At 64.8% G+C, this 6,733-nt stretch carries 6 protein-coding genes; 3 read left to right on the top strand and 3 right to left on the bottom strand.

The features are described 5' to 3' along the window. Positions 1-129: 129 nt before the first annotated feature. Together M1D99_RS20985 and M1D99_RS20990 are read right to left on the bottom strand one after the other, a co-directional pair. Positions 130-1,464: an ATP-binding protein gene (locus tag M1D99_RS20985; protein WP_434571484.1), complete on the bottom strand. Its 1,335-nt coding sequence runs from the start codon at positions 1,462-1,464 to the stop codon at positions 130-132. Further along, complete coding sequence (locus M1D99_RS20990; protein ID WP_186705314.1) at positions 1,461-2,141, bottom strand: response regulator; 681 nt, start codon at positions 2,139-2,141, stop codon at positions 1,461-1,463. Before M1D99_RS20990 ends, M1D99_RS20985 begins: the two co-directional genes overlap by 4 nt. 175 nt (positions 2,142-2,316) lie before the next feature. On the opposite strand from M1D99_RS20990, the gene dsbD reads away from it, so the two are divergent. From dsbD to dsbG, 3 genes are read left to right on the top strand one after another with little or no spacing between them, the layout of a single operon-like run. Continuing rightward, the gene (gene dsbD / locus M1D99_RS20995; RefSeq protein WP_458130727.1) at positions 2,317-4,044 is read left to right on the top strand and encodes a protein-disulfide reductase DsbD; all 1,728 of its coding nucleotides are present in this window, start codon (positions 2,317-2,319) and stop codon (positions 4,042-4,044) included. Beyond that, on the top strand, positions 4,044-4,913 hold the full coding sequence (locus M1D99_RS21000; RefSeq protein ID WP_186705316.1) for a TlpA family protein disulfide reductase: 870 nt from the start codon (positions 4,044-4,046) through the stop codon (positions 4,911-4,913). Before dsbD ends, M1D99_RS21000 begins: the two co-directional genes overlap by 1 nt. Beyond that, positions 4,889-5,656 carry a thiol:disulfide interchange protein DsbG gene (dsbG, locus tag M1D99_RS21005; protein ID WP_186705317.1) on the top strand — a complete coding sequence of 256 codons (768 nt, stop codon included), beginning with the start codon at positions 4,889-4,891 and terminating at the stop codon, positions 5,654-5,656. The genes M1D99_RS21000 and dsbG overlap by 25 nt, the downstream gene beginning before the upstream one ends. Positions 5,657-5,821: 165 nt before the next feature. On the opposite strand, the gene M1D99_RS21010 is transcribed toward dsbG, so the two are convergent. After that, positions 5,822-6,634, bottom strand: coding sequence for an alpha/beta fold hydrolase (locus tag M1D99_RS21010; protein ID WP_434571489.1), 813 nt, complete (start codon positions 6,632-6,634; stop codon positions 5,822-5,824). Positions 6,635-6,733: the final 99 nt, after the last annotated feature.

Below are 6,733 nucleotides of genomic sequence, written 5' to 3' on the forward strand. Positions count from 1 at the left end.
GAGCTTGCTCCCGCTGGGCTGCGCAGCAGCCCTAAAGCCAGAGGACACAGTGAGCCTGGTAGTCCGCGGCGGCGGATTTGGGCCCGCTTCGCGGTCCAGCGGGAGCAAGCTCCCTCGCCACGCAATCACCTACTTAACAACGGTTGCCTGCACCGGCATCGTCAATTCGACCCGCAACCCATCCGGGCGGCTGTCGAAATGTAGGCCACAGCCGCAACGCTGGACGATGGCCTGGACAATCGCCAGCCCCAGTCCGCAGCCGGTGCTCTGGCCGTTGCGCCAGAAGCGCTGGGTCAAGTGCTGGATGTCGTCGGCGGCGATGCCGGGGCCATGGTCGCGGACTTGGAAGCGCACGCGCTGGCCGATCATTTCCAGGCTCAATTCCACATCGCTATCGTCCGGGGTATGGCGCAGGGCGTTATCCAGCAGATTGCGCAAGGCGGCAATGGAGAGCACCGCCGGCATCTGCACGGGTGCGTCGGACAGCCCTGGGGCCAGGTGTAGCTTGATGCGCCGGGACTCACAGCCGGCAGAGTCCTGGATCGCCAACCGCGCGACCTGCTCGGCGTTGCAGTGCACGCCATCGTCGAACGACAGGCTGCCTTCGACCCGCGCCAGCAACAGCAACTGTTCAAGGGTGCGGTGCAAGCGGTCGGCGCCCTCTTCGGCCCGGGCCAGGGACTGGTCGCGGGCAACCCCTTCGGTCATGCGCGCCACTTGCAGGTGCGTCTTGATGGCGGTCAACGGGCTGCGCAGTTCGTGAGCGGCGTCGCCGGTCAGTCGTCGCTCGCGCTCGATGGCCTTGCCGATGCGTTGGAACAATTGGTTCTGGGTTTCCAGCAACGGCTGCAACTCGCTGGGCAGCGGATGGATCTGCAAGGGCTCCAGGGAATCGGCATTGCGCCGCATCAGCGCATCGCGCATGCGATTGAGCGGTGCCAGGCCCTGGCCGATGCCCAGCCACAACAGGCACAGGCAACCGAGCAGCGCCACCCCCACCGGCACCGAGGCGGCCAGCAACACCGACATGTTCAAGGCTTCCCGTTCGATCTGGCGGTCGGCGGTGGTGATGCGCAAGTCGCCCCGGGCCAGGGTGAAGCTGCGCCAGGGCGCGCCGTCGATCATCTGGTCGTGGAAGCCCATTTTTTCGGCTTCCAGGGCCTGTTCCGGGGTGCCGTGGCTGCGGGCCAGGATCTCGCCGCGCAAAGAGCTGACCTGGCAGGCCATGCCGCCGGGAATGCTCAGTTGCTCGGCGCTGAAATGCGTGCCGTCACCCTTGGTCGGCAAGGGCGGCAGTTGCTCCAGCAACCCGGCCACCATCCGCGCCGAGGCCACCAGGCGCTGGTCGAGGGAGAACATCATCTGGTTGCGCAGATCACTGAGCATCCACGCCGCGGCCAGGGCCCAGATCAGGGCAAAGGCCGCGCCGAGGGTCAGGCTCAGGCGCAGTCGCAGGCTTATCACTTGGAGGACTCTGCGCCGTCGGCCGGCCCCAGGCGATAACCCAGGCCACGCACGGTCTCGACAATGCCGTTGCCCAACTTGCGCCGCAGGTGATGGATATGGACGTTGAGGGCGTTGCTTTCCAGCTCGTCGTTGAATCCGTAGACACTGTCCTTGAGTTGCTCGCTGGACAACACCCGGCCGCGACTGTGCAAGAGTGCCTGCAACAGCGACTGCTCACGCCGGGACAGATCCACCGGCTGGCCGTCGAGGGTGGTTTCCCGACTGCTGGGGTCGTAAGTCAGGCGACCGTGCTCGATCAGGTTGACGCTACGCCCCGCCACGCGCCGCAGCAACGTGTGCAGGCGCGCCGCAAGCTCGCGCAGGTCGAAGGGCTTGAGCAGATAGTCGTCGGCGCCGGCCTGCAAGCCGTCGACCCGGTCGGTCACCGAGTCGCGGGCGGTGAGGATCAGCACCGGCGTCTCCAGCCCCTGCTGGCGCAATTGCTTGAGCAGCTTGAGGCCATCTTCATCGGGCAATCCCAGGTCCAGCACCATGACATCGAACTCCGCCACGCCGACCATCGCCCGCGCCGCCGATGCGGTGGCCACGTGCTCGACCGTCAGGCCCTGCGCCGTGAGGCCGGCAACGATCCCGCTGGCAATCAACTCATCGTCTTCGCAGACCAGTACGCGCATGGAAAGCCCCGTTGAAAAAGGTACATTAGGCCGCCGGCCGATTAAGCCGACATTATGCGACGACTATGGCCAACATGGGCGATCATTGCTGCCTGCCGGTCGTCGCCGGGTTAATCGACGGTTAATCGCCAGTCGCCATTGTGCTTTCCACATGCTTCGTTCTAAGGCTCTGTCCATGCGTCGATTGTTTTTTTTGTGGCTGTTCCTGATCTCGGGCCTGGCCCAGGCCGCCAATCCCTTCGAAACCAAACCCGATTTCCTGCCGGTGGAAAAGGCGTTCGTGTTCACCTCCGAACGCCTGGACTCCGGTGAAACCCAGCTGTTCTGGCAGATCGCCGATGGGTACTACCTCTATCAGCAACGGCTCAAGTTCGATGGCCTGGCCGAGGCGCAAAAACCCAAGCTGCCTGAGGGTGAAGCCCACAGCGACGAGTTTTTCGGCGACCAGCAAGTCTATCGCCAGGCGCTGGAACTGAAGATACCCGCCGGCGCCACGGGCAAGATCAAGGTGGGCTTCCAGGGCTGTGCCGACGCTGGCCTGTGCTACCCACCCCAGACCCAAGTCGTCGACTTGGGCGGCAGCGCACCGGCGGCGACCACCGACGAGGCGCCGGACCAGGCCCTGGCCAGCGGCCTGCAGCAACGGGCCTTGGGCTGGAGCCTGCTGGTGTTCTTCGGCCTGGGCCTGCTGCTGGCGTTCACGCCCTGTTCGCTGCCGATGCTGCCGATCCTGGCCGGGCTGGTGGTGGGCAGCGGTGCCGGACCGAGACGTGGCCTGGCGCTGGCCGGCAGCTACGTGATCAGCATGGCCCTGGTGTACGCCGCCATGGGCGTGCTCGCCGCACTGCTGGGGGCCAACCTTCAAGCGTTGCTACAACAACCGTGGCTGCTGGGCAGCTTCGCGGCCATCTTCGTGTTGCTGGCGCTGCCGATGTTCGGTTTCTTCGAATTGCAATTGCCGGCCGCCCTGCGCGATCGCCTGGAAAACGCCGGGCGCCAGCGGCGCGGTGGCAGCCTGGTAGGCGCCGGCGTGCTCGGCGCCCTGTCGGGCCTGCTGGTGGGCCCATGCATGACCGCCCCGCTGGCCGGTGCGCTGCTGTATATCGCCCAGAGCGGCAATGCGTTGCACGGTGGGCTGATCCTGTTCACCATGGGCATTGGCATGGGCCTGCCGTTGTTGCTGCTGGTGACCGTGGGCAACCGCTTCCTGCCCAAGCCCGGCGCCTGGATGAACCTGCTCAAGGGTGTGTTCGGCTTCCTGTTCCTCGGCACCGCGCTGCTGATGATTCGCCCGATCATCGACGGCTCGCTGTGGGTCGGCCTGTGGGGCGTGCTGTTGTTGATCGCCGCCTACAGCGCCTGGCGCCAGACCGAAGGGTTCGGTCGCATCGCCTATGTCTGCGGCAGCGCCTCGTTGCTGTTCGGCCTGTGGGGCAGCCTGCTGGTGATTGGCGCAGCGGGCGGTGGCGATGATTTCTTCCAGCCCCTGAGGGTGTACGCCGCCAGCGAGGGCAGTGCGAACGTCAGTGCCCACGACGCATTCGTCACCGTCAGCGAGCCCGCCGCCCTGCAACGGGAACTGGACGCCGCCAAGGTCCAGGGCCAATGGGTGCTGCTGGACTACTACGCCGACTGGTGCGTGTCCTGCAAGATCATGGAAAAGCAGGTATTCGGCCGCGCCGAGGTGCTCAACGCCCTGAACGGTGTACGCCTCTTGCGCCTCGACGTCACCGCCGACAGCCCCGCCAGCCGCGAGTTGCTGAGCCGTTACCAAGTGCCTGGGCCGCCGAGCCTGCTGTGGATTGGTGCCGACGGTGAAGAGCGCCGCAGCCAGCGGATCACCGGGGAAGTCGACGCCAAGGCCTTCCTGGAGCGCTGGAACCTCACCCGAGACGCACGCTGATGCTGACGTTCACCCTGGGCACCTTTGCCATCGCCCTCAATCATTTGTTGTTGATCAGCGCCCTGGCCCTGGCGACCTTCGTCGGCTGGCGGGTGGCCAAGCGCGGGGGCGAGAACCCCGAGTCGGTGCTATTCGTGCTGTTCGTGCTGGGCCTTTTGGCCGCACGGGTCGGTTTTGTTGTCGCCTATTGGCAACATTACCGGGACGACCCGTGGCAGATCGTCGACCTGCGTGACGGCGGCTTCCTGGCCTGGCCGGGCATTGTCGCGCTGCTGGTCGGCGCCTTGCTGTGGGCCCGGCGGCGCCCGGCCTTGCGCCGACCGCTGGGCTTCGGTGTCGGCAGTGGCTTGCTGTTCTGGCTGGTGGCGACCATGTCGTTGACGATTTATGAACAAGGCACCCGGCTGCCCGAGATAAACCTGCGCACCGCCGACGGCGAGACCGTGAAGCTCACCGACTACCAGGGCGGCCCTCTGGTGATCAACCTGTGGGCCACCTGGTGCCCGCCTTGCCGAAGAGAAATGCCGGTGCTGGAAGAAGCCCAGCAACAGCGCCCGGACCTGACCTTCCTGTTCGTCAACCAGGCCGAAAGCATGCAAAGCGTCAGTACCTACCTGGCCACCCAAGGCCTGAGCCTGACCAATGTTCTGTTCGATGGCAGCGGCCGCCTCGGCCAGGCCGTGGGTTCCATGGCCCTGCCAACTACCCTGTTCTACAGCGCCGACGGCCGCCTGCTGGGCAGCCACCTGGGCGAACTGTCGGAAGCGAGCCTGGCCCGCGCCCTGGAACACTTCGAAACGCCCGACTCGCCTACGACGCCCCACTCCGCCACAAGGAAACCGCCATGCCCCGCCTCCGCCACCTGCTGACCCTGGCCGTTGCCGCCGCACTGTTGCAGTCACCGCTGCTCCAGGCCGAAGAGTTGCCTGCGGCCATCAAGAAGATCGAAGCCAAGGGCGCGAAAATCGTCGGCACCTTCGAGGCCCCGGACGGGTTGCGCGGTTACGCGGCGCAATACCAGAACCGCGGGATGGCGCTGTACCTGACCCCGGACGGTCAGCACGTCCTGCTGGGCAACCTGTACGACGCCGACGGCAAGGACTTGAGCGCCGAACCGCTGCAAAAACTGGTCTACGCCCCGATGGCCAAGGAAATCTGGGCAAAGATGGAAGCCAGCAACTGGATCGCCGACGGCAACAAGGACGCACCGCGCACGGTGTACCTGTTCAGCGACCCGAACTGCCCGTACTGCAACATGTTCTGGGAACAGGCCCGGCCTTGGGTCAAGGCTGGCAAGGTGCAGTTGCGCCACATCATGGTGGGCATCATCCGCGAAGACAGCCCGGGTAAATCCGCTGCCTTGCTGGCCGCCAAGGACCCGGAAAAAACCCTGGCCGAGCATGAAAAGGCCGGCAAGGGCAGCCCGCTCAAACCGCTCAAGGACATCCCACCCGCCATCCAGGCCAAACTGGACGCCAACCAGCAGTTGATGGACGAACTGGAACTGTCCGCCACCCCGGCGATTTTCTACCTGGATGAAAAAGGCGACCTGCAACAGCAGCAAGGCGCGCCGTCGCCGGACAAGCTGGTGAAGATTCTCGGGCCGAAGTAGTCCAAAGTCCAAAACGGCTCTTGTGGCGAGGGAGCTTGCTCCCGCTGGGGTGCGAAGCAGCCCTTGGATCTCCTGCTGTGGTTCGTCAGATTCACCGCATTGGTTTTTTTGGGGCTGCTGTGCAGCCCAGCGGGAGCAAGCTCCCTCGCCACGGTTAGCCAACAGTCAGTGCTTGCGCGCCAGGAACTCCAGCAACGCCTCGCTCACGAATTCCGGATTCTCCAGGTTGGAAATATGTCCAGCCTCGGGAATCAGCACATGGGAACAGCCAATCAGCTCGGCCATTTCCAACGCCTCGGACGGTGGACGCGGCTTGTCCTGGTCGCCGCACATCACCAGCGTGCGCTTGGCATCCAGTTCATGCAGGCGCGGCAGGATGTCGTCCCGGCCAAAAATGATCCGTCCCAGCGGCACGACGCTGTCGCGCAGGCGCTCGCTCGGCAACGCGGCCAAGGTGGCGCGGAACTGCCGGTAGAGGGCTGACTGCGGATCGATACCCGGCCGGAAGAAAATCGGCACGATGATATCCAGCAACGGCTCGGGAATACTGCCGCTGGCTTCGATCTTGTCGAACAGCGAGAAGTAGTAAAGCCGGGTCGGCTCCGGCTCAACGCCGACGTAGGTGTCCATCAATACCAGCGACTGCACACGCTCGGGCGCCGCCAGTGCCAGCCGCGCGCCCCACATCCCGCCCACTGAAAGCCCGACCAGGTTGAAGCAGTCGATATTCAGGTGATCCATCAATGCCAGCGTCTGGCGGGCCAGGTCGTCCAGGGAGGACATGCCTTCTGGCAAGCGTCCGGACTGGCCGTGGCCCCATAATTCCGGAACGATCACCCGGTAGTGCTTCGACAAAACGTCAATCTGCGGCGCCCACATGCTGTGGTCCCACAGATAGCTGCTGCCCAGCAGCACCACCGGGCCTTGACCCTGGTCCAGGTAATGGAGCGGTTGTCCGTCGATCATTGCAAACGGCATCGGTGACCTCCTTGTTTGAATCTGGAAAAAAGCCCTGGGGAGACTGAGCCGCCAGGCGCGAGGCGTCAACCTTGGGCTTGGCAATGTCCGGGCAATGCC

It is taken from the genome of Pseudomonas sp. R3-41 (genome assembly GCF_054161485.1).

Bases quoted from the DNA above. Each gene is read 5' to 3' on its own strand.
- M1D99_RS20990 (WP_186705314.1), bottom strand. From the start codon at position 2,141: ATGCGCGTACTGGTCTGCGAAGACGATGAGTTGATTGCCAGCGGGATC.
- dsbD (WP_458130727.1), top strand. From the start codon at position 2,317: ATGCGTCGATTGTTTTTTTTGTGGCTGTTCCTGATCTCGGGCCTGGCC.
- M1D99_RS21000 (WP_186705316.1), top strand. From the start codon at position 4,044: ATGCTGACGTTCACCCTGGGCACCTTTGCCATCGCCCTCAATCATTTG.
- dsbG (WP_186705317.1), top strand. From the start codon at position 4,889: ATGCCCCGCCTCCGCCACCTGCTGACCCTGGCCGTTGCCGCCGCACTG.
- M1D99_RS21010 (WP_434571489.1), bottom strand. From the start codon at position 6,634: ATGCCGTTTGCAATGATCGACGGACAACCGCTCCATTACCTGGACCAG.